Genomic DNA, 25,568 nt, shown 5'->3' on the forward strand with positions numbered 1-25,568 from the left:
CGACCAATTTCTCCTGCGGCTGATGCATGACCCTTAAATCACCATGGATTTCACAAAAGTCATGTCCGAATTAAAAGCGTAACGAGCGTGCCTTGACCGCTGATGGTAAACGCGGCCTTTTCATAGTTTGGTTGTGATGATCTTATAAGGACAGTTTCAAGGCGCAACAACTGCTTGATGGCGATGAATAAAAAGCGCTTGATGAAAGTTGCCGCACCTATCCGTGGCCGCTTGAATGCGGCATGAGATTGTTTTACGTTGACGTTAACGTCAGTTATTCGATGTTGGCGTCGTTTTTCAACAGGAGGCAAGAATGAACGAAATCGTTGATCAGATCGCCGCAAAGGCGGGTATCGACCCTCAATTGGCTGAAAAGGCCGTCGGCATGATTCTCGGTTTTCTCCAGCGCGAGGCGGCCGACGGCCCGATCGCCAAGATGATCGAAGCCATTCCGGGCGCCAGTGATCTCGTGGCGCAATATAACGGTGAGGGTACCGGTAATGGCGGCGGCGGTCTGCTGGGCGGACTGATGAGCGCGATCGGCGGCGGCGGCATCATGGGTCTTGGCCAGCAGTTGATGAGCCAGGGTATCGGCATGAGCGAGATTTCCACGCTGGCCAAGGAAACCATCGCCGTTGCCCGTCAGCACGCGGGCGATGAGACCGTTGACCAGGTGATTGCCTCGGTTCCGGGCCTTAGCCAGTTCGCGTAAGGCGATATTAATCCATTGCGGGGCGCGGCGGCTGTTCTTTGAACCGCCGCCGCGCCTCTTCTATGTCCGCATGGTGCGTTTCCGCCCAGATCCACACGCCGCAAAAGGCGCTGCCCAGCGTGCGGCCGAGATGGGTGAGATCATAATCCACATGCGGCGGAATGACGGGATGCACGGTGCGGCGCACCAGCCCGTCGCTTTCCATCTGTCTCAGCGTTTTTGTCAGCATCTTCTGGCTGATGCTGCCCACATGTTTGCCAATCTGTGTGAAACGCAGCGTGCCGTGCTCTTCCAGCACTTCCAGAATGAGCATCGTCCATTTGTCCGCCACCTTGGCGATAATGTCCTGAACCAGCGCCTCGATGACCGGATTGGTATCCGTGGGCGGCGGAACCTTGCGCCGGCTCTCAATGGTCGGATCGGCGGCGTGCCGTTTCATCTTACACTCTCCTTTGGGTAAGTATAAATCTTCTGGGTGCCTACTTTCGATTGGAGAGTATCATAGCTAACTTCCTTTCAGCCAACAAGCAAAGGATGCTGCAATGAAAATCACCGGCAACACCATTCTCATCACCGGCGGCGGTTCCGGCATCGGCCGGGCGCTGGCGGAGGCGTTTCATAAGGCCGGCAACCGGGTCATCATTTCCGGCCGCCGCCAGGCCGTGCTCAACGAGGTGACGGCTGCCAATCCCGGCATGGCCTCGATGGTGATGGACGCGACCGACGCCGCAGGCATCCGCGCTTTCGCCGAGGCGCTGGTAAATGCCCATCCGGCCCTCAACGCCGTCATCAACAATGCCGGCATCATGCGGCCGGAAGACATCGCCGCAGCACCGGATTATCTCGACACGGCCGAAGAAACCATTGCCACCAATCTTCTCGCGCCCATTCGCCTCACGGCGGCGCTTTTGCCGCATTTCCTCAAGCAACCCACCGCTACGGTGCTGACGGTGTCCTCCGGTTTGGCCTTCGTGCCCATGGTGCTGACCCCCACCTACAGCGCCACCAAATCGGCCATCCATGCCTATTCGGTTGCGCTGCGCGAGCAGCTGAAGGAGACGCCGGTGGAGGTCATCGAAATCGTGCCGCCCTATGTGCAGACGACACTAATGGGCGAGGGGCAGGCGAGTGATGAAAGGGCCATGCCGCTCGACGCCTTCATTTCCGAGGTGATGGATATTCTTGAAAATCGCCCGGATGAGAAGGAAGTTGTGGTGGATCGCTGCAAGCCGCTGCGTTTCGCCGCGCAGAACGGTAATTTCGATCAGGTCTTCGCCATGATCAACCATATGCATCCGTAAACGGCGGCGTCTGTCGCATCGGGGCATCCTGTGATAGCGTCGCGCTCTTATCCGCGGAGCGCGCGCTTTCATGGCCCAAGGCCAGTTCCTGATGCCGAAAACCAGCATGCCCGGTGTTGCCGCCGTGGTGGCGGATAGCGATCGTTCCTTTCCGCGCCATATGCACGACCAGTTCGGCATCGGTCTCATCGAGCGCGGCGCGCAGAAATCGCTTTCCGGTCGTGGCATGGTGGAGGCGGGCGCCGGCCATCTCATCACCGTCAATCCGGGCGAGGTGCATGATGGCATTCCGCTCGGGGAGGGCGGCCGCGCCTGGCGGATGCTCTATCTCGATATCAATATCGTTCGTGACGCCATTGCCGATATCGGCGAGAAGGATCGAGGTTCTTTCGAATTCGCCTATCCCGTTGATGCAAGGCCTTTGGCGGAGCGGTTCAACGCTGTCTTTTCTGCCGTCACTACGAAGGAACGGCCGGGCGAAACCCTTGATAGTGATGAGACCTTGCTGATGCTTCTGGCGGCTGCGATGGAGACGGCGGCGAAGCCCGACGAAATCGCCGCATCCGAGAATATAAGGCGGGCGAAAAGCAGCATCGATGACGAGCCCTCCCGGTCGTTCCGCCTTGCCGATCTGGCGAGCGAGGCAGGCATGAGCCAGTTCCGCTTCCTGCGGGCTTTCGCCAGGGCGACGGGCCTGACCCCGCACAGCTATCTTCTCCAGCGTCGCGTGCATGTGGCACGCCATGCGCTGGCCAGCGGCACCCCGCCCGCCGAGGCGGCCTTCATCGCCGGTTTTGCCGATCAGAGCCATCTGAACCGGTTCTTCGTGCGGCAATTCGGGGTGACGCCGGCGGTTTATCGGGCGGCGCTTTCGTAGATGCTTTCTCCGCCCTCATTCCTGTGCTTGTCACAGGAATCCAGCCAGCCCAAGTCCTTGGGCTGAAAAGAGTCCTCCCGCCGCGCAGACGCGCGTCGACTGGATTCCTGTGACAAGCACAGGAATGAGGATGGAGTGGGCTGGCCGGTACTGTGACTCGCCACTTCGGCGCGAGCCTTCGAGCCTCTGTGCTGCAATTTCATCCAAGACGCGCACCCCACGCACCATCATGCTCCTGTCCTCCACCCACAGGACACACCCGCACCATGACACCCGAATTCCTCATCACATCTTTCATCGTCGCCGCGTCTCCCGGAACCGGCGTGGTCTACACGCTGGCCGCCGGTCTTTCGCAGGGGGCGAGGGCGAGCGTCATCGCGGCCTTCGGCTGCACGCTTGGCATCGTGCCACATCTGCTCGCCGCCATCACCGGCCTTGCCGCCATACTGCACACCAGTGCGCTGGCCTTCGGTATCGTCAAATATCTGGGGGTCGCCTATCTTCTCTACATGGCGTGGAACACGCTGCGGGAAGACGGTGCGCTGAAGATCGACGATACGAGGGAGCCCCAGAAGGCCACCCGCGTCATCGGCGAGGCGATCCTCATCAATCTGCTGAACCCGAAACTGTCGATCTTCTTTTTTGCCTTCCTGCCGCAGTTCATCGCGCCGGATGAGGCTTTGCCGACATGGCGCATGGTCGATCTCGGGTTGATCTTCATGGCCATGACATTTCTGGTCTTTGCGCTTTATGGCTGCTTTGCCGCCTCGGTCCGGCGGCAGGTGGTGTCACGCCCGGCGGTCCTCGCCTGGCTGCGGCGCAGCTTCGCAGCCGCTTTCGTGGCGCTGGGTGCGAAGCTGGCCCTGACCGAGCGATAAACGGGACCGAATGGCCCCGTCGCCTCAGTCGTCCCAGTCGGGCGCGAGGTGGCCGGGGCTGACGATGCGGCCATTCGGCTTGGCAAGCGCGTGGATCGCCCGCATTTCCTCTTCCGACAGCGCGAAGTCGAAAATATCGAAATTCTCTTTCAGGCGGCTTTCCGTCGCCGTCTTGGAAAGCGCCACGATATCCGGCTGCTGCACCGCCCAACGCAGGGTCACCTGCGCGGCGGTCTTGCCGTGTTTCGCGCCGATATCCTTCAGAACGGGATCGTTCGGCACCTTGCCATCGGCCATCAGATAATAGGCCGTCACCGACATTCCGTGCTTGCGCGCGGCCGAAATCACCTTCGTCTGGTCGAGATAGGGGTGATATTCGATCTGGTTGGTGGCAAGCGGCGTATCGGACAGTTTCACTGCCTCGTCAGTCAGCGCCACGTTGAAGTTGGAAATGCCGATATTGCGCGCCTTGCCGGCCTTGCGCACCGCATTCAGCGCGCCCATGCGCTCGGCAAGCGGCACATCGCTTTTCGGCCAGTGCAGCAGCAGCAGATCGACATGGTCGGTCTTCAGTTTCGCAAGGCTTTCATCGACGGAGGCGAGAAAATCGTCGTGACGGTAACGGTCCACCCAGACCTTGGTGGTCAGGAAGATATCATGCCGGGAAATGCCCGATTGCGCGATGACCTCACCGACGGCCCCCTCATTCTTGTAGATCTGGGCGGTATCCACATGGCGGAAGCCGAGTTTCAGCGCTTCCGGCAGAATGCGCCTGATATCGTCTTCCGGAATGCGGAAGGTGCCGAAACCGAGGGCGGGAATATTCGCGCCATTCGCGCTGACGTCATACATGGATGTCTCTCCTGTTTGCTGAAAACATGGCCGGCGGGGGAGGCCGGGCGGGGAAGCCGTCTTTCATTAACTGGTGTCCGCGCAATCGGTTTCAACCCGGCGGGACGATATCACATCAGCACGTAATCCACCGGGCGCGGGTCGGCCGGCAGATCGGTCTCGCCCATCGCCTCGCGCAGATTGATTTCGATGGTGGTGGCAAGCGCATTGATCGGCAGCGCATTGAAGCCGGAGCCGAAGGGGTCTTCCAGCTCGTCGGACAGCGCATCGAGACCGAAAAATGTATAAGCGATGAGCGTGCTGGTGAAAGGCGTGGCCCAGCCGAGCAGATCCGTGAAACCGAACGGTAAAAGCAGGCAGAAGAGATGCGCGGTGCGGTGAAGCAGCAGCGAATAACCGAAGGGAACAGGCGTATGGCGAATACGCTCGCACGCGGCCTGTGCGGCCGTCATCTGCTGCACGGTGGCATCCAGCATCTGCAACTGTATATCGCTGATCTGCCCCTTCGCATTGGCGGAAACGAAGGCGCCGGATATTTCGCGCAACAGCATGTCCGGCTTGTTGCGGCTGCGGGCATAGGTCTGCGAAATGTCATCGGGAATGAGGCGGGCTGCGGTGGCGGTTGCGTCACCGGGGCGCAGATGCGAGACCAGCGCATGGCAGAAGGCAATTGCGAGATCGATGATCCGCCGGCGGGCAACGGGACCGGCGACATCCTGCCGGCTCTCGAGCATGGTGCTCTGGCGTGCCAGCGTGCGCGCCACGGTCATCAGCGCGCCCCATTGCTTGCGGGCCTCCCACCAGCGGTCGTAACAGGCATTGGCGCGAAAGCCGAGGAACACCGAAAGCGCAATACCGAGCAGCGAAAATGGCGCGCCGTTCAGCGCCTGCACCAGATCCGGCCGGACCTTGTGCGCCCAGACAACCAGCGTCGACAGCAGGAAAACGGCAAGCACCTGCGGAAAGATGCGGACGACGATGGAGCCGCGCAGGATGGTGAAAAGTTGCAGCAGGTTCGGTTTTGGACGAACGATCATGGTGGAGACTCAAAATGCCTGTGATGGTGGCGGGAACGCGAAAATCCCCGCACATATTTACATGATGGCACGTCGGGCTTGTCCACTCCTTTTTGCGCGGTTGCGCCCGGCAGCGGGCGGAGTTACCCCTCGGGTCGCGTCGGCGAATGTCGGCGGCACGATCCGAATGGGCGGATGGAAGGAAATGTCGCATGTCACGCTCAGAACGGCTGCTTGATCTGTTGCAGATCCTTCGCTCCCACCGCATGCCGGTCAGCGGTGCGGCCCTTGCCACGCAGACCGGCGTCAGCCTGCGCACGCTCTACCGCGATATAGCGACGCTTCAGGCGCAGGGCGCGGATATCGAGGGCGAGGCCGGCGTGGGTTATGTGCTGCGCCCCGGCTTCCTTTTGCCGCCGCTGATGTTCTCCGGGCAGGAAATCGAGGCGCTGGTGCTGGGTTCGCGCTGGGTGGCGGGTCGTGCCGATGCAGGGCTGGCCGAGGCCGCCCGCGCTGCGCTCGTCAAGATCGCCGCCGTGCTTCCCGATGCCCTGCGCGAAGAACTCGACAATTCCACGCTGCTCATCGGCCCCGGGCAAGCCATGGCAACCATCCGCGTCGATCTCGCCGAAATTCGCGATACGATCCGCAAGGAGAGCAAGGTCGTGATAACCTATCGTGACGAAAGGGGAGAGTTGACGGAGCGGGTGATCTGGCCTTTCGCACTCGCATTTTTCGATCTGGTGCGGGTGGTGCTGGCATGGTGTGAGACGCGGCAGGATTTTCGCAGTTTCCGGGCCGATCGCATCGAAACTTTCCGCCCTCTGGACAGCCGCTATCCCCGCCGCCGGCAGGCTTTGCTGAAAGAATGGCGCGAGCGCGAAAAACAGCGGCGGCGGGATCATGCTGACAAAAACTGACAGCAGGCGGGTCTAGACATCGTTCATCCGCAACACAGGAGAACGACCATGACCCACCCCGATTTCACCATCCTCTATGTCGATAACCCGCCGGCAAGCACGCAGTTTTACAAAACCCTGCTGGGTACGGAGCCGGTCGAATCCTCGCCCACATTCTCGCTTTTCGTGCTTCAGAACGGCATGAAGCTCGGCCTCTGGTCGCGCCACACGGTGGAGCCGAAGGCAGCGGCGACGGGCGGTGGCGGCGAGCTTGCCTTCCGTGTCGAAACCGACGCTCAGGTGGATGAGACTTTCGCCGGCTGGCAGGCAAGAGGCGTCGCCATGCTGCAGCAGCCCGCAAAAATGGAATTCGGCTATACCTTTACGGCCACCGACCCCGACAACCACCGTCTCAGGGTCTATGCCTTCGCGGGCTAACGTTACTTCTTCACCGCAACCACAAACAGCCTTGGAAAGCGCAGAAGCAGACGTCCGTCCGCCATCGGCGGATAGGCCGCCTCGATGCGCCGCGTGTAGTCGGCGAGGAAGGCTTCGTGGTTTTCCTCGCCGGCGGCGGTGAGATAGGGGCGAAGCCCGGTGCCCTTGACCCATTCGACGATGCTTTCCGCATCCTTCATCGGGTGATTGTAGATGGTGTGCCACACATCCACACGGGCGGCTTTCGGCGCCAGTGCGTTGAAATAGTCGGATGGCGCGGGCAGGGGTTTGCGCCGCAGCCTGCCATCGGCAAATGTGTCTTTCCAGGAGCCGTTGGCGCCGGTGTCTTCCATGGCGCGATGCGTCGGTTCCTGCAGATTGTCAGGCATTTGCACGGCCAGAACCCCGCCGCTTTCCAGCTGGTCCATCAATTGCGAAAGAACGGTGAGATGATCCGGCACCCACTGGAACACGGCATTGGCGTAAAGCAGGTCCGCCTTCTGCGCCGGCTTCCACTGGGCAAGATCGGCCTTGCCGAAACGTGTATTCGGCAGCCGGTCCGCGGCCTTTTCCAGCATGTCGTCGTCGCTGTCGATGCCGGTGATGACATTGACGCCAAAACGGTCGGTCAGAAGCTCGGTGGAATTGCCCGGCCCGCAGCCGAGATCATAGCCGTTCAGCACCCGCTCCAGCGGCACCTGCGCCAGAAGGTCCCGGGCGGGACGTGTCCGCTCATCTTCGAATTTCAGATATTGCTGGGCGGACCATGCCATGATTTCCTCCTGCAAGAGAGCTGTAAGACCGTGAGCATCGCACGGGCGAAATAGCGCCGCCATCATCCGATGCATGAATTATTGTGATGAACCTATTCACCAACCTTTTGTTTCGCCTCATAAAACATCTTTCCCGGGGTGTCGCTTTGTTATTTTCCATCAAAATCTGAAATCGCGGCAATTAAAACTTGACCTCATCAGGCGAGAAGCATTCACTCCGGCCGATTTTCAGCACATGTCCGATTGAGAGCTTCTTCATCCGGCAATGCATCAGAACAAAAAAGACGGAGCGTTTTTACCGAACGAAACGCTTGAGACAGGAGACCATCATGAGCGTCGATACCGCACCCCGATCAACCACCTGGACCTATGTTGACGGTCAATGGCTGCCCGGCAATCCGCCGCTCATCGGCCCGACCTCGCATGCCATGTGGCTGGCCTCCACGGTGTTTGACGGCGCGCGCTGGTTCGATGGCGTGGCGCCCGATCTCGATCTGCATTGCCAGCGCGTCAACCGCTCGGCCGTCAATATGGGCATGAAGCCGACCATGACGGCGGAAGAGATCGAGACCCTGGCGCTGGAAGGCGTCAAGAAATTCGACGGCAAGATGGCGATCTATATCAAGCCGATGTATTGGGCCGAACACGGCATGCCCGGCAGCGTCGTGGCGCCGGATGCCAGTTCCACCCGTTTTGCGCTCTGCCTTTTCGAAGCGCCGATGGATGCCGGCAAGCCGCTGACGCTCACCGTCTCGCCGCTGCGCCGTCCTTCGCCGGAAACCGCGATGACAGACGCCAAGGCCGGCAGCCTTTACCCCAATAGCGGCCGCGCCATTCTGGAAGCCCGTTCGCGCGGCTTCGACAACGCCCTCATGCGCGACATGAACGGCAATGTTGCCGAGTCGGCCTCCGCCAACATCTTCATGGTCAAGGACGGCGTCGTCCTCACCCCCGTTCCGAACCGCACTTTCCTTGCCGGCATCACCCGTTCGCGGGTGATCGGCCTGCTGCGCCAGGCCGGTTTCGATGTGCGTGAGGCGACCTTGTCGGTCGAGGATTTCCGCGAGGCCGATGAAATCTTCTGCTCGGGCAATTATTCGAAAGTATCGCCGGTCGTGAAGCTCGATGACCGGGAATTGCAGGCCGGACCCGTGGCGCGCAAGGCGCTCGATCTTTACATGGACTGGGCGCGTCTCGGCACCGACGTCTGAGCCTTCAGAAAGTCCTGTTTTCAGAAGCCGCGATGGGTCCATAACCGTCGCGGCTTTTATTTTGCCTTGCGATATTTACCCTGAAAATTAAGGGGCAATTTAATCCAATTTTAGAAAACCACCCTGTAGTCTGCGGCATTATCGATTTAGGCTATGGGGGCCACCAATGTTTTTCAGCATACGCAATATACTTGTGGGTTTTTTTCTGGTTGTCGGCATCGCACTTGCGGGTTTTGTCGGCAACGCCATGTGGCAATCCGTTCATCGCGCCCGCACGTTTTCGGACGTCGCGCAGCTCGTTTCGCTCGACAGGCTGCTGTTTAACGCCCTGCTGAATTTCCGCAGCGAACGCGGCAACAGTGCCTCGGCGCTGACCGTCGATCCGGCGAAGACCGCCAATACCATCGCCAGCGTGCAGGCATCGCGCCAGAAGGTGGATGCGGCGATGAGCGCCTTCCTCGAACAGTCTGCCGCACTTGATCAGGCTGGCCTTCAGGCGCCGCTTGCCCGCGTGAAGGATATCTACACGCAATTTCAGGAATTGCGCAAAAAGGTCGACGCCAACGTTACCCTGCCGCTCGACCGTCGCGAAAACGGGCTGGACAAGACTGTGCTGGCGCTCGGCCAGGATTTCCTGACCGCACTTGAGACGGGATCGACCGCGGTGGAGGGAGAGGTTCGCTCGCTGGACCAGAGCCTGACCGGTCTCATACAGCTCAGATCCTATGGCTGGTCGGCGCGCGCGCTCGGCGGTAGCGCCACCGTCGTCATCAATGCGGTCGTCGCCCAGCAGCGGCCGCTGACCCCGCAGGAGATCCAGCAGCTCGGCAATTTCGATGCCGGCGCGGCCTTTGCGTGGAAAGCCACCGGCGAACTCGTCGCGCATGAATCAACGCCGCAAGCCCTGAAGGATATCTACGCCACTGCCGACCGGACCTATTTCAAGGGCGATTTCGTCACGCAGCGCGCCAAGCTTGTCGATGATCTGAATAACGGCCGCACGCCGTCCTTCACCATCGATACGTGGCGCAATACGGTCACGGCCAGCCTCGATACGGTCGCGAAAATCGCCTCCGAGGCGATGGAGGTTCTCAATGCAAGCGCTGAAAAGGCCAAGCAGCAGGCCTTCATCGGCGCGATGATCTATCTCGCGGCTTTCATCCTCACGCTTGGGGTCTGCATTCTCTGCCTTGCCGTCATCATCGGCCGCGTCACCCGCCCGATCAGCCGGTTGACCAAAGCGATGATGGAATTGTCCACCGGCAACCTGACCGTCGATGTATCCGGCTCCAGACGCAGCGACGAAATCGGCGAAATGGCCCGCGCGGTGGAAATCTTCCGCGAGGCGGCCATTCGCAACCGCGAGCTGGAGATGCAGGCGGACGCCAATCGCGACAAGGCCGAGCGCGACCGCGTCGAATTGCAGCAGCGCGCCGAAGCCGAGGCCGAGGAACGGCTCAATCAGGCGACCGGCTCGCTGGCCGGCGGCCTTCGCCGGCTCGCCTCCGGTGATATGGTCTGCGAGATCGCTACGCCGTTCGCGCCGCAATTCGAGGCGCTGCGGCATGATTTCAACAGCTCCGTCCACCAGCTGCGGGAGGCGCTGACAAGCGTCGGCCACTCCGTCCAGACGGTGAACGGCGGCGCGCATGAGGTTTCGTCCGCCTCCGACGATCTGTCCCGCCGCACCGAGCAGCAGGCCGCGTCTCTGGAAGAGACCGCCGCCGCGCTCGAGGAAATCACAGCCAATGTCACCGCCACCTCCAAGCGGGCCAGCGATGCACGCGACACGGTGCGCGATGCGCGTACCAAGGCTGATCTTTCCGGCAAGGTGGTGCGCGATGCCGTCTCCGCCATGGAACGCATCGAGCATTCCTCGCGCCAGATCGGCCAGATCATCGGTGTTATCGACGAGATTGCTTTCCAGACCAACCTTCTGGCGCTGAATGCCGGCGTTGAGGCGGCGCGGGCGGGTGATGCCGGCAAGGGCTTTGCCGTGGTGGCGCAGGAAGTGCGCGAACTGGCGCAGCGTTCCGCCAATGCCGCCAAGGAAATCAAGCAGCTGATCAACACCTCCGCCATCGCCGTGGGCGAGGGCGTCAGGCTGGTGGCCGATACTGGCGTCGGCCTTTCCGAGATCGAACAGCTGGTGCTTTCCGTCAACACCCATATGGACGCCATCGCCACGGCGGCGCAGGAACAGTCGGCCGGTCTTTCCGAGGTGAATACCGCCGTCAACCACATGGATCAGGCCACGCAGCAAAATGCCGCCATGGTTGAGGAAATGAACGCGGCCGGCGCGGGGCTGGCGCAGGAATGCGCCAATCTCCAGGCGCTGCTTTCGCAATTCCAGCTCGGCCAGCAGGCCTCCGCCTTGCATGAGACGGCAAGGCAGATGCGGCGCGCCGCAAGCCCCGGCCGCACTCCGGCCTATCCCGCTCCGGCCCATCCTGCTCTGAAGGCCCGCCCGGTTGCCGCACGCGGCAATGCGGCGCTGGCCGTGAGGGGTGATGACTGGGCGGAGTTCTGAAGGCGATCCAGCGTTGGATATGGCGAGGAACTGGCATCCACCCGCCGTCACCACTTGATCCGGGGCCCAATGCGATCAAGTCCTTGATCGCGAGAGAGTCCTTTCACGGCGCAGACGCGCCGTGGCTGGATGCCGGATCAAGTCCGGCATGACGGAAGAAAAGTGTCCTCCTCAACTGCCCGGGCCCGCATCCGCAACAGGTGCGGGCTTCATCGTTTCCGCACATCCGGCAGCGCAGCGGCAAGCGCCCGCAGCGGCGCGGTCATATGTTTGTCGCGTCTCATCGCCAGCGCGATCCGCCTTTCGAGCGGCGGGACGAGAGAGCGCCATTCAAGCCCGGACGCCGCCCCTTCGTGCTCCATCGCCATGCGCGGCACGATGGCAAGCCCAAGGCCCGCGCCCGCCAGTTTCTTGATCGCCTCGACGCTGCCCAGTTCCATGGCGGGCTGCACGGTGCGGCCGCTCGTCGAAAACCATTGATCCACCAGCCTGCGCGTATTACCGCCCTCGTAAAGCAGCAGTGGCCGCGTCGAAAGTGTTTCGGCGGTGAGTGCCGTTGCATCAGCGACGGCGCCATGCGGGAAAACCGCGACCAGTTCGTCGAGATGAATATCGCGGATATCGAGGCTGCGTCCGCTGGCGGGCAGGGCCACCACTGCCGCATCGATCGTATTGGCCTCCAGAAGCCGCAAGATATCGTGGGTATTGCCGGTCTGCACGATGATTTCGATGCCTGGCATCGCCTGCCGGATGCGGCCCAGCACCGGCGGCAGGAGGTAGATGCAGGCGGTGGCGCCCGTGCCGATGCGCAGGCGTCCCGTCACCCCGCTGCGATGCGGCGCGACGGTATCGATGGCATGCGCCACTTCTTCCGCAATCCGCCTTGCATGGATGAGAAAATCCCGGCCCGCCGCCGTCGGCTGCGCGCGTCTGCCGACCCTTTCGATCAGCCGCACGCCAAGCTGCTTTTCGAGCAGCCTTATATGCAGGCTGATGGCCGGCTGCGTTAGCCCAGCCTTGTCGGCGGCGGCGGAAAAACTGCCGAGATCAGCCACATCCATGAAACTGCGCACCTGCCGCAGATCGAGGTCCATCATCAAAGAAAACCTTATCGTTTGTATAAGATAGATAATCTTTATTTTGGATGCGCCGCAATGCACAATGATGGCGTGAATGATCCGCAGGACAAGAGAATGACCCTTCCCACCGTTTCCAGCCTTACCATCCGCCCCTGTGAAGAGACGGATATTCCAGCCATTACCGAAATTTACCGGGACGCCGTGCTTCATGGCCGCGCCAGCTTCGAGATCGATCCGCCAACGGTGGAGACGATGGCCGAGCGCCGTTGCCTTCTGGTGGAGGGCAACTATCCCTATCTCGTCGCCGATGTCGGCGGAAAGGTAGCCGGATATGCCTATGCCGGCGCCTATCGCGCACGTCCGGCCTATGGCGCGGCGGTCGAGAATTCCGTTTACGTCGATCCGGCCATGAAAGGCATGGGCATCGGCCGCAAGCTGCTTGATGCGCTGATTGCGGAGGCGACCTCGCGCGGTTTCCGGCAGATGATCGCGGTCATCGGCGATTCGGCCAATGCCGCCTCGATCGGCGTGCACCGTGCCGCCGGTTTCGAGCATGTCGGCACCTTCAAATCCATCGGCTGGAAACACGGCCAATGGCTGGATACGGTGCTGATGCAGCGTGCGCTGGGCGAGGGTGACACCACGCCGCGCTTCTGAGTCGTCAGGGCGGAATGGCGAAAACCGTGAGCGGGTTTCGCCTGAAATCCCGCTCTCGCTGGAAGAATTAAGGCTTGGTGGAGCCGGGGATTTCGACCTTCAGCGTATCGCCGGCCAGTTCGCTGCCCAGTTCCACGGCCTTGGTCTTCTTGTCGTAAACGCAGATATGGCTGACCGTCGCATCCGCGCCTTTCGCCTTGCCGGTAAGGATGGCAAGGCCGTAATTCTCGCTGCCGACGGGATCAACCACTGCCTTGGCATCCTCGATCATGTCCTTGGCGCCCGCAAGGCAGGCGGTCTGCACATCCGCCACGAATTCCTTCCACGCATCATCCGATGATGCGGCGGCGGGGAGTGCCAGGGATGCGAAGGCTGCGAAGAAGAGAATGTTTCGGGTGATGAAGCGCGTCATGGAATTTCCTTCCTGCATTTTCGGTAAAAGCGAACCGATAGGGTGGAAAACGGTACGCCAGGGTTGTGAAACAAATGTGGTGGCAGCCGGCTAGAGACGAATTTTCTCTTTTGTCGGAACATTTTGATATTTCGCAGGTTGCCCAAACAGAGGTTCGCTCCTATGGTCCGCTCACACGGTTTCTAGGAGCGGTAACCCGCTGCAAAAAGGAGTAAAAACCATGGCCTTCGAACTTCCCGAACTCCCCTACGACTACGACGCGCTTGCACCTTACATGTCGCGCGAGACGCTCGAGTTCCATCACGACAAGCACCACAAGGCATATGTCGACAACGGTAACAAGCTGGCTGCCGAAGCCGGTCTTTCCGACCTGTCGCTCGAGGAAGTCGTGAAGAAGTCCTTTGGCACCAATGCCGGCCTCTTCAACAACGCTGCCCAGCACTACAACCACGTCCATTTCTGGAAGTGGATGAAGAAGGGCGGCGGCGGCAACAAGCTGCCGGGCAAGCTGGAACAGGCGATTGCTTCCGATCTCGGCGGCTACGACAAGTTCAAGGCTGACTTCATCGCTGCCGGCACCACCCAGTTCGGCTCCGGCTGGGCATGGCTCTCCGTCAAGAACGGCAAGCTCGAAATCTCCAAGACCCCGAACGGCGAAAACCCGCTGGTTCATGGCGCTGATCCCATCCTCGGCGTCGACGTCTGGGAACATTCCTACTACATCGACTACCGCAACCTGCGCCCGAAGTACCTCGAAGCCTTCGTTGATAACCTCATCAACTGGGACTACGTCCTGGAGCGTTACGAAGCCGCTGCCAAGTAAGTAGCAAAAAGCGTGGTTGCCGGCAGTCAAGGCGGCTTCTGCACGCGCGACGTCATCCTCGGCCTTGTGCCGAGGATCTGCCGATATTGCATAGACCGCGACCTCAGCAGATGCTCGGGACAGGCCCGAGCATGACGACGATAGGTTTACGCCAGCATTCATTGAACACCCGGCTGTAACGCCGGGTGTTTTGTTTTTGTGGTTTTGGTTTTCCACATGTCACAAGCCTGTCATCAGCCGGGTTTATCGCGGCGCATCATGAGTGAAAAAAGCAAGCCTCTCTTCTCCTTCGGCATCGTCGCCGATCCCCAATATGCCAATGCCGATCCCCGTCCGGACATGGGTCGCTATTATGCCGAAAGCCCGAAAAAGCTCTCCGAGGCGATCACGGCCTTCAACGAAGAGGACCTCGCCTTCGTGGTGACGCTTGGCGACATCATCGACCGCGGTTTCGACAATTTCGATGCCATCCTCAGCGTTTATGACGGGCTTCGCCATCCCTCGGTCCTGTTGCCGGGTAATCATGATTTTTCAGTCGCGCCGGAGCATCTGACCGCCATCCATGCCCGCCTTGGCATGCCGACGCCCTGGCATGACTTCGCCATCGGCAATGTCCGCTTCGCCGTGCTCGATGGCAACGAGGTCAGTCTCTTCGCCCCGCCGCTCGACGATCCGCGTCGTGCACTTGCGCAGGAGCGGCTGAACCACCTGCAGCAAGCGGGCGCGATCAATGCACAGGACTGGAACGCCTCGCTCAGCGACGAGCAATTCGAATGGCTGCGAAACGTCCTGCAAAAATCGGACGCGGCCGGCGAAAAAGTGGTCGTGCTGTGCCACTATCCGCTTTATCCAGAAAACGCTCACAACATGTGGGACGCGCCCCGCATTCTCGATCTTCTCAGCGCCCATTCTTCAGCCGTCGCATGGTTCAATGGCCATAATCACGAAGGCAATTACGGTGTGCTGGGCAACACCCACTTCGTCAATTTCAAGGGCATGGTGGATACGCCCGACCAGAACACTTTCGCCATCGCCGATGTTTTCGAAGATCGGATCGTCATTCGCGGTTTCGGCCGCGAGGAGGATCGCCTCTTACGGCTGTGAGGATGGAATGCCCGGCTGGTTGTTCTGCCAGCCGCTCATCCACAATTGCCGCAGCTTTTCACCTTCCAGCTTGAAAAAGCTGCCGGTGCTTTCGCAGGTCAAGACCCGGTCCGAGCGGAAGTTACGGATCGCCTGCCGTAACTCGCACCAGCCGACGATATTCACCGTCTCCGAATAATAGATCACGGCAATGGGCCGGATTTGCCGCCGGGTCTCTGTGCCGGTTTCATCGCGATAGCTGATTTCGAGCCGTTCTTCATCGCGCACCGCACGCCTGACCGTCGCAAGATCGATGCCGACAGGCGCGGGTGCGATGCTGCCCCAGGCATGCAGGGCATTGGCCGACAGGGTTTTGGACAGGGGTTCGGGCAGGGAAGCGGCAATCTTGTCACTGGCCTTTTTCGCTGCCTGCCGCAATTCGGTATCACTGGAGCGGCCAACCATGGCGAGCGCCAGCACGATTGCCTCGGTCTCTTCGATGGAAAACATCAGCGGCGGCAGGCTGAAGCCGGGTCGCAGAATATAACCGACGCCGCGCTCGCCTTCGATGGGCACCCGCATGGTCTGAAGGGCGGCTATGTCGCGATAGACCGAACGGGCCGTCACTTCCAGCTTGTCGGCGATTGTCTGTGCCGTGACTGGCCGGCGCGCCAGTCGCAGGATCTGGATGATCTCGAACAGTCTCGACGCCTTGCGCATTGACATTTTCCCGGCGTTTTTTCAAGACAACTGACACAATGCTGTCAGTTGGCTTTTCCTATAAACGGCAAAACACATTGAGAAACATGCATATTTCTAAATGTGCCGTGAACCGTCTGGGGAGATACTGACATGAGTTACGCCGAAAATCTCTGGCTTTTCTTTCTACTCCTGTTCGGCATCATCATCCTGCCGGGCATGGACATGCTGTTCGTGCTGGCAAGTGCGCTGACGGGCGGCAGGAAAACCGGCCTTTCGGCCGCAAGCGGCATGAGCGCCGGCGGCATCGTGCATTCGCTTTATGGCGCGGCTGGCGTTGGCCTGCTCGCCACCTGGATGCCGTCGCTGTTCCTGCCGCTTCTCATTGCCGGCGCTGCCTATATGGTCTGGATCGGCATCGGCCTGATGCGCAGCGCAATCGTCGTGAATGGCGATGAGGCGCAGGCCAGCGCCTCGGTGAAAAAAGCGTTCTGGCGGGCGGTGCTGACCTGCCTTTCCAACCCGAAAGCCTATCTGTTCATGATGGCGGTCTACCCGCAATTTCTCAAACCTGCCTATGGTCCGATCTGGATGCAGGGGCTGGTGATGGGCGCGATGGTGGCGGCAACGCAGTTTACCGTTTATGGCGCGCTGGCGCTGACGGCGGATAAAAGCCGGCAATGGCTGGTGTCTTCCCCCGGCGCCACGATCTTCATCGGTCGCGCTGCCGGTTTCATGCTGGTTGCCGCAGCTCTGCTGACATTTTGGGAAGCCCTGTCGTGGAGCCTCGGCGAATAAGAGGAACAGATACTGCCGCTCCAGGGAGGCCATTCCCCGCACACCAACGAATGCTCTGCCAAGGCCCGTCTTTTTGTCACGGGGTCTTGTAGGACAACCGTCAGATGCTTTTCGGCCTGATACTCTAGACTTCTGTTTTCACGGCGGAATTCACCGCAATGTGACTTCTTTTCGCCATGCGGAAAGGGCATCCTCGCGCCGTTCCATCAAGCGTCCGGCACCTGCCGGAATCAAGGAGAGAGTGTATGAAACTGAAAACCATCGCGGCGGCCATGCTTTTCGGCTGTCTTTGCGCCGGAGCGGTCTATGCTGCCGGCGAAGTCGAAAAACGCGAAGGCATGATGAAGCAGATTGGCGGTTCCATGGGTGCGCTCGCTGCCATCTCCAAGGGCCAGAAGCCCTTCGATGCCGAAGCCGTCAAGGCTGCCGTCACGACCATCAGCACCAATGCCAAGGCTTTCCCCGAACAGTTCCCCGCCGGCACCGAGACTGGCAGCGCGGCGGCTCCGGCCATCTGGGAAAATTTCGAGGACTTCAAGGCCAAGGCGGCCAAGCTCGGTACTGATGCCGATACGGTTCTTGCCAATCTCCCCACCGATCAGGCGGGCGTCACCACCGCCATGCAGACGCTCGGCGCCGATTGCGGCACCTGCCACCAGACCTATCGTCTGAAGAAATAATCACGAATTTCAAAACGCCGCTTCCCGGCGGCGTTTTTTCACGTTGAAAGACACCTGATCAACTCGGGTGGGAATGGGGAGAGGGGTATGTCTTCCATTTGGACGAAGCTTGTGGGCGGGGCCGTGATCGCGGCCATTGCCGGCTATGGCATTTTCGCCTGGGTCACCGCGCCGCAGCGTCAGGCGCCCAGCCATTGGGTCAGCCTCGGCGAGCCGGATCTGGCCAATGGCGAAACGCTGTTCTGGGCGGGTGGCTGTGCAAGCTGTCATGCCGCACCGGATGCCACGGGTGACGCGTTGCGGACGCTCGCCGGCGGGCAGCCGCTGAAAAGTCCCTTCGGCACCTTCCATGTGCCCAATATTTCCTCTGATCCGCAGCACGGCATCGGCAGCTGGACGCTGGCGGAATTCGGCGATGCCATGACGCGCGGGGTGGGAAAGAACGGCGAACATCTTTACCCGTCCTTCCCTTACGCTTCCTATGCGCGCATGACGCAGAAGGATGTCAACGACCTGTTCGGTTATCTGAAAACCCTGCCGGCCAGCCAGAATGACGCGCCGGATCACGATCTGCCGTTTCCCTTCAACCTGCGCATGGCGCTCGGCGGCTGGAAGTTCCTGTATTTCGACACCTCCGCCCCGCCGCGCGTCGAGCTTGCCAATGCCAATGCCGAATTGCTGCGCGGCCAATATCTGGTGGAAGGGCCGGGCCATTGCGGCGAATGCCATACCCCGCGCGATGCTCTCGGCGGTTTCCTGAAAGACAAATGGCTGGCCGGCGGCCCCAACCCGGAAGGCGAGGGCCGTATCCCCGATATCACGCTCGGCTCTCAGAGCATCGGCGCCTGGACGACGGCCGATATTGCCGGTTATCTGGAAACCGGCTTCACCCCGGAATTCGACAGCGTCGGCGGCTCCATGGTCAAGGTGCAGCAGAACATGGCGCGCCTGACCGCCGAAGACCGCAATGCGATCGCCGCCTATCTGAAGGCGATCCCGTCTCAGTAGGGTGAATCCCTCGGGCTTGACGCCCTGCTGTCCGGTTTATTTTTTGCAGGCTGCGGTGGCGCTGAGTTGGGTGCATATGCTCGCGACGTCATCCTCGGCCTTGTGCCGAGGATCTAATCACGTCAACAAAATCAAGACATTGCAGATCCTCGGGACAAGCCCGAGGATGACGTCTGCGTGATTGGCATGCATTCCAAGCAAAAAACACTGCTCTTTTAGTGCCCAATTCAGGGCGGTAACGCTGAAAATAAAACAGTACCAACGTCTTTCGTCTGCCGCATAGACGTTAAACCGGACAGAAGTGGGTTAAACCCGAAGACGACGTTGAATGAGGTGCGTTGCCGGCAGTGCCAACATCTCGCCACCATTGACTCCCGCACTTACCCGTCGGATAACATGAACGTGATGGTTCCTTCCGGGCGTTCCGGAAGGTGAAAAGGGAACACGATAGGGAGTCGATCCTCATTCGTGGCTGCCCCCGCAACTGTGAGCGGAGAGCCTGAAACGAAATGCCACTGGCAAGCCATCTCGCCCCTATTCAAGGCGAGGGCGATGCCGGGAAGGTGTTTCAGGTTTTGACCCGTAAGCCAGGAGACCTGCCATCGCGGAAATGTCCATGCCGGCGGGGTGTCCGGAAGAGCGGAATGTCAGGGTCGTCGGTTCGATACCCCTGTGTCAGTCTCGTATCCCCGTGGTGAAGTGTATCATATGCGGTCTTGTGGCTTTGGCCATTCGGCCGCTTCTTATGGCGCGGGGTCGCGCCGGGAGAGGGGTCACCATGTCTATCCAGCAGAATACGGCCAATGCAGCCGTTTCAGCAAAAACGGGCAGCTTCGCGCAATCGCTGACGGCGATCGTGCTGGGCCTGTTCGTCGTCGGTTTTGTCGGCTTTTCGCATGTGGAAGCTGTTCACAATGCCGCGCATGACACGCGTCATGCCAATGCCTTCCCCTGCCATTGAGGGGAAACGGCATGTCATTTTTTCGCAATATCGTCTTTACCGCCGTTCTGGTCGGCATCGTCGGCGGTTTGGCCGTCTCGGCCATGCAGGCTTTCGGCACCACGCCGCTCATCCTTCAGGCCGAAACCTTTGAAAGCGCCGGCGGCGAAGCGGCCCATAGCCATGATGCGGCAGCACCCGGCGCTGCTGTTCCCGCCCATGAGCATAATGACGAGGCATGGGCTCCAGCCGATGGTTTCGAGCGCACCGCCTATACTGTTGCTGCCAATGTGCTGACCGCTATCGGTTACGCGCTGGTTCTGACCGGTCTCATCTCGCTGCGCGGCACCGATGCCGGCTGGCGCGAAGGCCTTCTGTGGGGCGTTGCCGGTTTTGCCGCCGTGATGCTCGCACCGATGATCGGCCTGCCGCCGGAATTGCCGGGAAGCCCGGCCGCAGCACTTGAGGCGCGGCAGATCTGGTGGCTCTCGACGGTTGCCGCAACCGCGGGCGGCATTGCACTGATCGCGTTCCGCCGCGAGCCCTGGGCCATCGTTATGGCTCTGGTGTTGATCGTCGCGCCGCATGTGGTGGGCGCGCCGCTGCCGCCGGAAGGCGAGCATGCGCTGGCGCCGCTGCCGCTGGAACGGCAGTTCATCGTTGCCGCCACCATCACCAGCTTCGTTTTCTGGGCGCTGCTTGGAACATTGAGCGCGTTTTTCCTGAAACGCTTCCAGTCGGCGTAAATCCATGCAGGACGCAGCGGAGTGGAGTGACGAACTCGATGCGCTGCGTTTTGCCGTTCCCGGTCACGGCGCTTTCTGCGCCGTGCACCGCCTTGCCTTCAAGGCAGTTTTGGGCGCAAGTCCTGATCGTGATGCGGCGCTCGCCTATTTTCATGACCACGAGGCTGCCTTCGTCGCTGCGGCACTCGCCAAGCTCAAACGATCAAACTTGCCCGCCGGCCGCAGCCTGCATTTGAACAGCCGCGATATCCGCCGTGCGATTGCCGGCGAGGGGCCGGAGTTTGCGGCGCGTGTGTGCCGGGTGCTTGATCGGCACTGACTGGCCTGATGTTCCCACTTCCGTCATACCGGCCTTGAGCCGGTATCCGGCCAGCCCAGGTCCCTGGGCTGAAAAGACTCTTCTCGCCGCGCAGACGCGCGTCGGCTGGATTCCGGCTCAAGGCCGGAATGACGGGGAAGTGGAGAGATTGTACGGCATCAAGACGGCTGCGCCTTACCGATGCTCCGCTGCAAAAACCTGAAGTTCCGCCTCGGCTTCCGGACCAAAGAGGCCGAGGTTTTTCAGAATTTCCACCGCAAAACTCACCGGCGCGCTGCCGGCTGCCGTGATGATGCCGCCATCGCTGACCGCCTTCGGCTGGTCGCGATAAAGACCATCGCCATTATAGGCCGGATAGGCCTTGTGTGAGGCGAGCGAATTGCCGGTATGGGCGACATGGTTCAGGATGCCCGTGCCCGCCAGCGCGCTTGCCGCCGCACAGATACCGGCAACCAGCCGGTCCTTTTCGCGAAAGCGATGCACCAGCCCGCCAAGATCGGCGGCCGTACCCTTCTCCCAGCTGAGACCGCCGGGAATGACGAGTGCATCGATGCTGTCAGGATCAAGCGCAGCATAGGAGGTTTCGGGCGTCACATTCAGCCCGCCCATCGATGTTACCGGCTGCCCGTCCGGGCTGGCATGAACGATCTCGACGCCGAGATAGCTGCGTGCCGCCGCTGCAAGCAGCGCCGGTTCCCAGTCCGCAAAATCCTGCGCCAGCGCAATGGCGATCCGTGTCATGGCCGTCTCCGTCGGTTTTGATCAGGCGATGGACTGCATGTAGCGCATGCCGGTAACCGGACGCGGCGCGAAATCCATGTTTTCGTAGAAACGATGCGCCGCCACATTGCCGGTCGTGGCGCTGACGGAAAGATAGTCGCAACCCAGCCGCTTGGCGATATCACGGGCGCGGGAAACCAGATGCTGGCCGGTGCCGTGGCCGCGATGACCGTCGCGCACGAAGAGATGGTGCAGCTCAAGCCCGCGCCGGCCTTCCTGCGCTCTGTAGAGCGGCAGAAGCAGTGCGTAGCCGATCAGCGCGCCATCGGCTTCGGCAACGAGACCATGCACCCAGGGCAGGGGGCCGAACAGGTCGCGCTCAAGCTTGGCCGGCGTGATTGCCGCCGCATCGCCGTGGTAGGAGGCAAGCAGCGTGATCATCTCGTTAAGCTCGGGCAAGTCCGTCTTGCGCGCACCGCGAATGATGACGACGGGCGGTCTTTCCAGTGTAAGGGAGCTATCTTCGGTCATTTTTTCGGTCCTTTGGTCTTATCGGTGCCGTCAGGACGTTTGAAAACAACAAAGCCGCCTGACGGCGGCTTGTTGACAATATGATCTGTCGAGCCGCCCTTAAAGGTAGGCCCAAAAGTACGAGCAGGAGATGGGTGCGCGTTCGTTGATCATGTCATTGCAATGCGCCCGAATCCGTAATCTGTCAAGCGGCTTCAATTTGCAAATCGTGCGATTGCTGAAACAATCGCATCTTCCATCCCCGCATCCCCGGTGGAATGCCCGGCTCCACCTATGGCCATCAGCTCGCTTCCCGGCCATGCGGCGGCAAGTTCGCAAGCGGTGACGGGCGGTCCCTGCAGGTCGCGCATGCCCTGGATGAGCACGCAGGGAATGCCGGCAAGCAGGCCGGCATTGCGGAGAAGCACGCCGTCCTCCAGCCATGCCGCATGGTGGAAGTAATGGGCGCAGAGGCGGGCGCGGGTCAGAATATAATCGGCGTCGCGCCATTTTTCCGGAAAGGCCGAGCTTGCCTCCGCGCTGATCGAGCCCGCCTCCCACACATGCCACTCAAGTGCTGCCATGCGGCGGATGGCCGGGTCAGGATCGTTCAAAAGCTGGAGATACGCGCCGACGGGATCTTCCTTCGCCATGTGATCCGGGATAGCCGCGATGAAACGCTGCCACTGTTGCGGCAGAAACATCGCCAGCCCCTTGTAAAGCCAGTCGATCTCCTTTTGCCGCGTGGTGGTGACGCCGGCCAGCACCATCGCGCGCACCCGATTTGGGTGGCGCTGGGCATAGGCCAGCGCGAGCGTGGCGCCCCAGGAGCTGCCATAAACCAGCCAGTCATCCACCGAAAGCGCGAAGCGGATGGCCTCCATATCGTCGATCAGGTGATGTGTGCTGTTGTGCGCAAGGCTCTCGCTAGCATTCGGCGTGCTTTTGCCGCAGCCGCGCTGGTCGAACTGGATGATGCGGTAAAGGGCGGGATCGAAGTAGCGTCTGGCAGTCGCCGAAAGCCCGGAACCGGGGCCGCCATGCAGCAGGATCGCCGGCCGTCCCGCCGGATTGCCGGCAATCGTCACATGCAGCCTGTGGCCTTCGGAAACGTCGAGGAAAACAGTGTCGAACGGGGTGGTTTCGGAAAATATTTCGGCCATCCGGCATCCCTTCCTCAAGCAGGAGAGCGCATACAGGGCGCAGATGACAGTGGAATGTCAGCCCTGTTCCGGCTTGGGCCTAGTGTTCGCCGCCGCACATGCCGTGGTCGGAAAGTGCACGGATGACGTAGCAATCCTCGATGGAATGGCCGTCGCAATGGGCGACGATGCGTTCCAGCTCGTGTTCCAGTTTCCTGAGCTTGGCAATTTTTTCGCGCACATCGGCCAGATGTTCGGCGGCGATGCGATCCGCTCCCTCACAGGGCATCTGCCGGTGCTGGCTGAGCGCGATCAGCTCGCGGATGGCATCGATGTTCAGCCCAAGATCGCGCGCATGGCGGATGAAGGCCAGCCTTTCGAGATCGGATTTTTCATAACGGCGCTGGTTGCCATCCGAACGATCCGCCTCACGGATGAGGCCCATCTGCTCGTAATAACGGATCGTCGGCACCTTGACGCCGGTGCGTTTCGACAATTCACCGATGGACAGCATGGCTTTCTCCATATCGCGGACGCGGCTGAGTGGCGGAATGGTCCCGCCGCTCATTATCCGATGCTCTAGTCTCTAGAGATATGGCTTTTTTGCCTGCTGTTCAATGGGGTCAGGCCGCTTCGTTCACGCCAAGCGCCTCAGCCAATGCCTTCAGAACTTCGTTCTCGATATTGGCGGCGGCTTCAGGCTGGGCGGCGGTCGCCATTTCAACGGCCGGCTTGGCCGCATCGGAGGCACCGCTGTCGAGATTCCACAATGCGGCGGCAAGACCGGCCGATACGCTCGCGGCAGCCGGTGCGACCGCCGTGGCAACGCTCTCGGCGCTTGAGATGGCGCGGTGTGCGGCGCGGGTCAACTCCAGCAGGGCTTCGGTGGTGGAGTGGGCTTCCCTGTTTTTCGTCGGCTCAACGGTCCGGACCGGAGATGCATAATAGCTGGTGGTGGTTGCTGCGATAGTCGTCATGACTGAGTCCCCAAGTTCTGATGGGGTATTTTTAGGGGCCGAAACATTCGCGAGGATTGCGTCACGCAGGACTTGAACGAAAAACCAACACAATATAGTATACCCCCCTATACTATATGAGGTGCTTATGTCCCATACGATCCGCAACAAGGAGAAGCTGCTCGCCCGCATCCGTCGCCTCAAGGGCCAGATGGAGGCGGTGGAGCGGGCGCTTGATGATGCCAAGCCCTGCGGCGAGGTGCTGCAATTGCTGGCTTCGGTGCGTGGTGCGCTATCCGGCCTGACGGGGGAGGTGATGCAGGAGCATCTGCACGAACATGTGGTGCATGCCGAAAATGAAGACGAGCGGGCGCGGGCGGCGGAAGAGCTGGCTCAGGTGCTGAAGACTTACATCCGCTAGCACGTCCCCCCCCCAAAGTGTCCGCGATTTGGGGAGAAGACATGCGTGGAAAAAACACCTTGAAGATCGAACAGGATTAGCGACATGACGACGACATCCGAATTCCCTGCCGCGACCGGCCACGACCATGTTTTTCTAGGCCAGAACCATGAGCGCAATGAAAAGCGCGTGTGGATGGTCATCGCGTTGACCACCGTGATGATGGTGGCCGAAATCGTCGCCGGCAACTGGTTCGGCTCCATGGCGCTGACGGCTGACGGATGGCATATGTCCACCCATGCGGGTGCTATGCTGATTTCGGCGCTGGCCTATCTTTATGCCCGGCGCGAGGCGCGCAACCCGCGCTTCACCTTCGGCACCGGCAAGTTCGGCGATCTCGCGGGTTTTGCCAGCGCCATCGTGCTGGCGGTGGTGGCGCTGCTCATCGCCGTCGAAAGTGCGATGCGCCTCGTCAATCCGGTCGAAATCGACTTCAACCAGGCGATCATCGTCGCCGTCATCGGCCTTGCCGTCAATCTCGTCAGTGCCGTGCTATTGAAGGACGATCACGGGCATGACCACGGCCATGGTCACGGCTCACATGCCCATCACGGCCACGGCAGCCACGATCACGGTTCGCACGCGCATCATGGAGACCATGGCGCAGCAAAGGGCGGCAGGGACAATAATCTGCGCGCCGCCTATCTGCATGTGCTGGCGGATGCGCTGACCTCGGTACTCGCCATCGTCGCCCTGCTGCTCGGCAAATGGAACGGCTGGTCTTTCCTTGACCCGGCAATGGGTATCGTTGGCGGTCTGGTTATCGCCCGCTGGTCATGGGGCTTGGTGCGCTCGACGGCGACAACCCTGCTCGATGCCATGCCGCAGGCGGAAGATCTGCCGCAGGAAATCCGTGAAAGCGTCGAGACGGAAGAGGATCGCATCACCGACCTGCATGTCTGGCAGGTGGGGCCGGGGCACCATGCCGCCATCGTGGCGATCCAGTCGCAGGCGCCGCAAGCGCCGGCTTTCTACAAGCAGAAACTTGCCGCCATACATGAACTCTCGCATGTGACGGTGGAGGTCAGCCCGGCAAGGGCCTGAGAAGA

At 60.7% G+C, this 25,568-nt stretch carries 31 protein-coding genes and 1 riboswitch; of the genes, 19 read left to right on the plus strand and 12 right to left on the minus strand.

Annotated features, from left to right (window positions below; genetic code table 11):
* Nucleotides 1–313: 313 nt before the first annotated feature.
* Entirely contained in the window at nt 314–712 is a 399-nt protein-coding gene (locus tag AKG12_RS02545; protein ID WP_046798576.1) for a DUF937 domain-containing protein, read from the plus strand.
* 7 nt (nt 713–719) lie between these two features.
* Here AKG12_RS02545 and AKG12_RS02550 read toward each other — a convergent pair whose 3' ends face one another.
* Nucleotides 720–1,151, minus strand: coding sequence for a winged helix-turn-helix transcriptional regulator (locus tag AKG12_RS02550; RefSeq protein ID WP_052817498.1), 432 nt, complete (start codon nt 1,149–1,151; stop codon nt 720–722).
* 103 nt (nt 1,152–1,254) lie between these two features.
* On the opposite strand from AKG12_RS02550, the gene AKG12_RS02555 reads away from it, so the two are divergent.
* The 3 genes from AKG12_RS02555 to AKG12_RS02570 all read left to right on the plus strand — a co-directional run bounded on the left by AKG12_RS02555 (nt 1,255) and on the right by AKG12_RS02570 (nt 3,768).
* Nucleotides 1,255–2,013: an SDR family oxidoreductase gene (locus AKG12_RS02555; protein ID WP_052817500.1), complete on the plus strand. Its 759-nt coding sequence runs from the start codon at nt 1,255–1,257 to the stop codon at nt 2,011–2,013.
* Nucleotides 2,014–2,083: 70 nt separating this feature from the next.
* Complete coding sequence (locus AKG12_RS02560; protein WP_052817502.1) at nt 2,084–2,890, plus strand: AraC family transcriptional regulator; 807 nt, start codon at nt 2,084–2,086, stop codon at nt 2,888–2,890.
* A gap of 266 nt (nt 2,891–3,156) precedes the next feature.
* Nucleotides 3,157–3,768: a LysE family translocator gene (locus tag AKG12_RS02570; protein ID WP_052817506.1), complete on the plus strand. Its 612-nt coding sequence runs from the start codon at nt 3,157–3,159 to the stop codon at nt 3,766–3,768.
* 24 nt (nt 3,769–3,792) lie between these two features.
* Here the strand turns inward: AKG12_RS02570 and AKG12_RS02575 are convergent, their stop codons facing one another.
* Together AKG12_RS02575 and AKG12_RS02580 are read right to left on the minus strand one after the other, a co-directional pair.
* Nucleotides 3,793–4,620 carry an aldo/keto reductase gene (locus AKG12_RS02575; RefSeq protein ID WP_052817508.1) on the minus strand — a complete coding sequence of 276 codons (828 nt, stop codon included), beginning with the start codon at nt 4,618–4,620 and terminating at the stop codon, nt 3,793–3,795.
* Between the two features lie 110 nt (nt 4,621–4,730).
* The gene (locus tag AKG12_RS02580) at nt 4,731–5,657 is read right to left on the minus strand and encodes a bestrophin family protein (protein ID WP_052817510.1); all 927 of its coding nucleotides are present in this window, start codon (nt 5,655–5,657) and stop codon (nt 4,731–4,733) included.
* Between the two features lie 191 nt (nt 5,658–5,848).
* Here AKG12_RS02580 and AKG12_RS02585 point away from each other — a divergent pair, with 191 nt between their 5' ends.
* On the plus strand, nt 5,849–6,556 hold the full coding sequence (locus tag AKG12_RS02585; RefSeq protein WP_052817512.1) for a helix-turn-helix transcriptional regulator: 708 nt from the start codon (nt 5,849–5,851) through the stop codon (nt 6,554–6,556).
* A 48-nt stretch (nt 6,557–6,604) separates the two neighbouring features.
* Nucleotides 6,605–6,973 carry a VOC family protein gene (locus AKG12_RS02590; protein WP_052817514.1) on the plus strand — a complete coding sequence of 123 codons (369 nt, stop codon included), beginning with the start codon at nt 6,605–6,607 and terminating at the stop codon, nt 6,971–6,973.
* Nucleotides 6,974–6,975: 2 nt separating this feature from the next.
* Here the strand turns inward: AKG12_RS02590 and tam are convergent, their stop codons facing one another.
* Nucleotides 6,976–7,746 (minus strand): trans-aconitate 2-methyltransferase, encoded by a 771-nt coding sequence (tam, locus tag AKG12_RS02595; protein WP_052817516.1) that lies wholly within the window; start codon nt 7,744–7,746, stop codon nt 6,976–6,978.
* Between the two features lie 329 nt (nt 7,747–8,075).
* Here tam and AKG12_RS02600 point away from each other — a divergent pair, with 329 nt between their 5' ends.
* Together AKG12_RS02600 and AKG12_RS02605 are read left to right on the plus strand one after the other, a co-directional pair.
* Complete coding sequence (locus AKG12_RS02600) at nt 8,076–8,957, plus strand: branched-chain amino acid aminotransferase (RefSeq protein ID WP_052817518.1); 882 nt, start codon at nt 8,076–8,078, stop codon at nt 8,955–8,957.
* A 166-nt stretch (nt 8,958–9,123) separates the two neighbouring features.
* The gene (locus AKG12_RS02605) at nt 9,124–11,487 is read left to right on the plus strand and encodes a methyl-accepting chemotaxis protein (RefSeq protein WP_052817520.1); all 2,364 of its coding nucleotides are present in this window, start codon (nt 9,124–9,126) and stop codon (nt 11,485–11,487) included.
* Between the two features lie 209 nt (nt 11,488–11,696).
* On the opposite strand, the gene AKG12_RS02610 is transcribed toward AKG12_RS02605, so the two are convergent.
* The gene (locus AKG12_RS02610) at nt 11,697–12,584 is read right to left on the minus strand and encodes a LysR family transcriptional regulator (protein WP_052817522.1); all 888 of its coding nucleotides are present in this window, start codon (nt 12,582–12,584) and stop codon (nt 11,697–11,699) included.
* A 96-nt stretch (nt 12,585–12,680) separates the two neighbouring features.
* Between AKG12_RS02610 and AKG12_RS02615 the strand changes: the two genes are divergently transcribed.
* A complete protein-coding gene (locus AKG12_RS02615; RefSeq protein ID WP_052817889.1) occupies nt 12,681–13,223 on the plus strand; it encodes a GNAT family N-acetyltransferase in 543 nt (180 codons plus the stop codon).
* Between the two features lie 67 nt (nt 13,224–13,290).
* Here AKG12_RS02615 and AKG12_RS02620 read toward each other — a convergent pair whose 3' ends face one another.
* Nucleotides 13,291–13,635, minus strand: coding sequence for a hypothetical protein (locus tag AKG12_RS02620; protein WP_052817524.1), 345 nt, complete (start codon nt 13,633–13,635; stop codon nt 13,291–13,293).
* Nucleotides 13,636–13,855: 220 nt separating this feature from the next.
* Here AKG12_RS02620 and AKG12_RS02625 point away from each other — a divergent pair, with 220 nt between their 5' ends.
* Nucleotides 13,856–14,458 carry a superoxide dismutase gene (locus tag AKG12_RS02625; protein WP_046798591.1) on the plus strand — a complete coding sequence of 201 codons (603 nt, stop codon included), beginning with the start codon at nt 13,856–13,858 and terminating at the stop codon, nt 14,456–14,458.
* Nucleotides 14,459–14,716: 258 nt separating this feature from the next.
* A complete protein-coding gene (locus AKG12_RS02630; protein WP_052817526.1) occupies nt 14,717–15,562 on the plus strand; it encodes a metallophosphoesterase in 846 nt (281 codons plus the stop codon).
* Here AKG12_RS02630 and AKG12_RS02635 read toward each other — a convergent pair.
* Nucleotides 15,551–16,261, minus strand: coding sequence for a helix-turn-helix transcriptional regulator (locus AKG12_RS02635; RefSeq protein ID WP_052817528.1), 711 nt, complete (start codon nt 16,259–16,261; stop codon nt 15,551–15,553). The genes AKG12_RS02630 and AKG12_RS02635 overlap by 12 nt on opposite strands.
* Before the next feature lie 132 nt (nt 16,262–16,393).
* Here AKG12_RS02635 and AKG12_RS02640 point away from each other — a divergent pair, with 132 nt between their 5' ends.
* The 6 genes from AKG12_RS02640 to AKG12_RS02665 all read left to right on the plus strand — a co-directional run bounded on the left by AKG12_RS02640 (nt 16,394) and on the right by AKG12_RS02665 (nt 20,731).
* On the plus strand, nt 16,394–17,038 hold the full coding sequence (locus AKG12_RS02640) for a LysE family translocator (RefSeq protein ID WP_052817530.1): 645 nt from the start codon (nt 16,394–16,396) through the stop codon (nt 17,036–17,038).
* A gap of 245 nt (nt 17,039–17,283) precedes the next feature.
* Entirely contained in the window at nt 17,284–17,718 is a 435-nt protein-coding gene (locus AKG12_RS02645) for a c-type cytochrome (protein WP_052817533.1), read from the plus strand.
* Between the two features lie 87 nt (nt 17,719–17,805).
* Complete coding sequence (locus AKG12_RS02650; RefSeq protein WP_052817535.1) at nt 17,806–18,726, plus strand: cytochrome c; 921 nt, start codon at nt 17,806–17,808, stop codon at nt 18,724–18,726.
* A 389-nt stretch (nt 18,727–19,115) separates the two neighbouring features.
* Nucleotides 19,116–19,344, plus strand: a riboswitch (cobalamin riboswitch).
* A 160-nt stretch (nt 19,345–19,504) separates the two neighbouring features.
* On the plus strand, nt 19,505–19,687 hold the full coding sequence (locus AKG12_RS02655) for a CbtB domain-containing protein (RefSeq protein ID WP_046798597.1): 183 nt from the start codon (nt 19,505–19,507) through the stop codon (nt 19,685–19,687).
* Between the two features lie 11 nt (nt 19,688–19,698).
* Nucleotides 19,699–20,412 carry a CbtA family protein gene (locus AKG12_RS02660; protein ID WP_052817537.1) on the plus strand — a complete coding sequence of 238 codons (714 nt, stop codon included), beginning with the start codon at nt 19,699–19,701 and terminating at the stop codon, nt 20,410–20,412.
* 4 nt (nt 20,413–20,416) lie between these two features.
* On the plus strand, nt 20,417–20,731 hold the full coding sequence (locus AKG12_RS02665) for a hypothetical protein (RefSeq protein ID WP_052817539.1): 315 nt from the start codon (nt 20,417–20,419) through the stop codon (nt 20,729–20,731).
* A 174-nt stretch (nt 20,732–20,905) separates the two neighbouring features.
* On the opposite strand, the gene AKG12_RS02670 is transcribed toward AKG12_RS02665, so the two are convergent.
* From AKG12_RS02670 to AKG12_RS02690, 5 genes are all read right to left on the minus strand, one after another.
* Nucleotides 20,906–21,472, minus strand: a complete 567-nt coding sequence (locus AKG12_RS02670; RefSeq protein WP_052817541.1) for a type 1 glutamine amidotransferase family protein — start codon at nt 21,470–21,472, stop codon at nt 20,906–20,908.
* A gap of 21 nt (nt 21,473–21,493) precedes the next feature.
* On the minus strand, nt 21,494–21,982 hold the full coding sequence (locus AKG12_RS02675; RefSeq protein WP_003509304.1) for a GNAT family N-acetyltransferase: 489 nt from the start codon (nt 21,980–21,982) through the stop codon (nt 21,494–21,496).
* A 194-nt stretch (nt 21,983–22,176) separates the two neighbouring features.
* The gene (gene pip / locus AKG12_RS02680) at nt 22,177–23,124 is read right to left on the minus strand and encodes a prolyl aminopeptidase (protein WP_052817543.1); all 948 of its coding nucleotides are present in this window, start codon (nt 23,122–23,124) and stop codon (nt 22,177–22,179) included.
* A 79-nt stretch (nt 23,125–23,203) separates the two neighbouring features.
* On the minus strand, nt 23,204–23,617 hold the full coding sequence (locus tag AKG12_RS02685; protein WP_046798602.1) for a MerR family transcriptional regulator: 414 nt from the start codon (nt 23,615–23,617) through the stop codon (nt 23,204–23,206).
* A 109-nt stretch (nt 23,618–23,726) separates the two neighbouring features.
* Complete coding sequence (locus AKG12_RS02690; RefSeq protein ID WP_052817545.1) at nt 23,727–24,080, minus strand: hypothetical protein; 354 nt, start codon at nt 24,078–24,080, stop codon at nt 23,727–23,729.
* A gap of 127 nt (nt 24,081–24,207) precedes the next feature.
* Between AKG12_RS02690 and dmeR the strand changes: the two genes are divergently transcribed.
* Together dmeR and dmeF are read left to right on the plus strand one after the other, a co-directional pair.
* Complete coding sequence (gene dmeR, locus AKG12_RS02695; protein ID WP_003509296.1) at nt 24,208–24,480, plus strand: Ni(II)/Co(II)-sensing transcriptional repressor DmeR; 273 nt, start codon at nt 24,208–24,210, stop codon at nt 24,478–24,480.
* Between the two features lie 84 nt (nt 24,481–24,564).
* Nucleotides 24,565–25,563, plus strand: coding sequence for a CDF family Co(II)/Ni(II) efflux transporter DmeF (dmeF, locus tag AKG12_RS02700; RefSeq protein ID WP_052817547.1), 999 nt, complete (start codon nt 24,565–24,567; stop codon nt 25,561–25,563).
* Nucleotides 25,564–25,568: the final 5 nt, after the last annotated feature.

Origin of the sequence: Agrobacterium sp. SUL3 (assembly GCF_001263295.1) — a bacterium.
GTDB lineage: Bacteria > Pseudomonadota > Alphaproteobacteria > Rhizobiales > Rhizobiaceae > Agrobacterium > Agrobacterium tomkonis.

Bases quoted from the DNA above. Each gene is read 5' to 3' on its own strand.
- AKG12_RS02545 (WP_046798576.1), top strand. From the start codon at position 314: ATGAACGAAATCGTTGATCAGATCGCCGCAAAGGCGGGTATCGACCCT.
- AKG12_RS02550 (WP_052817498.1), bottom strand. From the start codon at position 1,151: ATGAAACGGCACGCCGCCGATCCGACCATTGAGAGCCGGCGCAAGGTT.
- AKG12_RS02555 (WP_052817500.1), top strand. From the start codon at position 1,255: ATGAAAATCACCGGCAACACCATTCTCATCACCGGCGGCGGTTCCGGC.
- AKG12_RS02560 (WP_052817502.1), top strand. From the start codon at position 2,084: ATGGCCCAAGGCCAGTTCCTGATGCCGAAAACCAGCATGCCCGGTGTT.
- AKG12_RS02570 (WP_052817506.1), top strand. From the start codon at position 3,157: ATGACACCCGAATTCCTCATCACATCTTTCATCGTCGCCGCGTCTCCC.
- AKG12_RS02575 (WP_052817508.1), bottom strand. From the start codon at position 4,620: ATGTATGACGTCAGCGCGAATGGCGCGAATATTCCCGCCCTCGGTTTC.
- AKG12_RS02580 (WP_052817510.1), bottom strand. From the start codon at position 5,657: ATGATCGTTCGTCCAAAACCGAACCTGCTGCAACTTTTCACCATCCTG.
- AKG12_RS02585 (WP_052817512.1), top strand. From the start codon at position 5,849: ATGTCACGCTCAGAACGGCTGCTTGATCTGTTGCAGATCCTTCGCTCC.
- AKG12_RS02590 (WP_052817514.1), top strand. From the start codon at position 6,605: ATGACCCACCCCGATTTCACCATCCTCTATGTCGATAACCCGCCGGCA.
- tam (WP_052817516.1), bottom strand. From the start codon at position 7,746: ATGGCATGGTCCGCCCAGCAATATCTGAAATTCGAAGATGAGCGGACA.
- AKG12_RS02600 (WP_052817518.1), top strand. From the start codon at position 8,076: ATGAGCGTCGATACCGCACCCCGATCAACCACCTGGACCTATGTTGAC.
- AKG12_RS02605 (WP_052817520.1), top strand. From the start codon at position 9,124: ATGTTTTTCAGCATACGCAATATACTTGTGGGTTTTTTTCTGGTTGTC.
- AKG12_RS02610 (WP_052817522.1), bottom strand. From the start codon at position 12,584: ATGATGGACCTCGATCTGCGGCAGGTGCGCAGTTTCATGGATGTGGCT.
- AKG12_RS02615 (WP_052817889.1), top strand. From the start codon at position 12,681: ATGACCCTTCCCACCGTTTCCAGCCTTACCATCCGCCCCTGTGAAGAG.
- AKG12_RS02620 (WP_052817524.1), bottom strand. From the start codon at position 13,635: ATGACGCGCTTCATCACCCGAAACATTCTCTTCTTCGCAGCCTTCGCA.
- AKG12_RS02625 (WP_046798591.1), top strand. From the start codon at position 13,856: ATGGCCTTCGAACTTCCCGAACTCCCCTACGACTACGACGCGCTTGCA.
- AKG12_RS02630 (WP_052817526.1), top strand. From the start codon at position 14,717: ATGAGTGAAAAAAGCAAGCCTCTCTTCTCCTTCGGCATCGTCGCCGAT.
- AKG12_RS02635 (WP_052817528.1), bottom strand. From the start codon at position 16,261: ATGCGCAAGGCGTCGAGACTGTTCGAGATCATCCAGATCCTGCGACTG.
- AKG12_RS02640 (WP_052817530.1), top strand. From the start codon at position 16,394: ATGAGTTACGCCGAAAATCTCTGGCTTTTCTTTCTACTCCTGTTCGGC.
- AKG12_RS02645 (WP_052817533.1), top strand. From the start codon at position 17,284: ATGAAACTGAAAACCATCGCGGCGGCCATGCTTTTCGGCTGTCTTTGC.
- AKG12_RS02650 (WP_052817535.1), top strand. From the start codon at position 17,806: ATGTCTTCCATTTGGACGAAGCTTGTGGGCGGGGCCGTGATCGCGGCC.
- AKG12_RS02655 (WP_046798597.1), top strand. From the start codon at position 19,505: ATGTCTATCCAGCAGAATACGGCCAATGCAGCCGTTTCAGCAAAAACG.
- AKG12_RS02660 (WP_052817537.1), top strand. From the start codon at position 19,699: ATGTCATTTTTTCGCAATATCGTCTTTACCGCCGTTCTGGTCGGCATC.
- AKG12_RS02665 (WP_052817539.1), top strand. From the start codon at position 20,417: ATGCAGGACGCAGCGGAGTGGAGTGACGAACTCGATGCGCTGCGTTTT.
- AKG12_RS02670 (WP_052817541.1), bottom strand. From the start codon at position 21,472: ATGACACGGATCGCCATTGCGCTGGCGCAGGATTTTGCGGACTGGGAA.
- AKG12_RS02675 (WP_003509304.1), bottom strand. From the start codon at position 21,982: ATGACCGAAGATAGCTCCCTTACACTGGAAAGACCGCCCGTCGTCATC.
- pip (WP_052817543.1), bottom strand. From the start codon at position 23,124: ATGGCCGAAATATTTTCCGAAACCACCCCGTTCGACACTGTTTTCCTC.
- AKG12_RS02685 (WP_046798602.1), bottom strand. From the start codon at position 23,617: ATGCTGTCCATCGGTGAATTGTCGAAACGCACCGGCGTCAAGGTGCCG.
- AKG12_RS02690 (WP_052817545.1), bottom strand. From the start codon at position 24,080: ATGACGACTATCGCAGCAACCACCACCAGCTATTATGCATCTCCGGTC.
- dmeR (WP_003509296.1), top strand. From the start codon at position 24,208: ATGTCCCATACGATCCGCAACAAGGAGAAGCTGCTCGCCCGCATCCGT.
- dmeF (WP_052817547.1), top strand. From the start codon at position 24,565: ATGACGACGACATCCGAATTCCCTGCCGCGACCGGCCACGACCATGTT.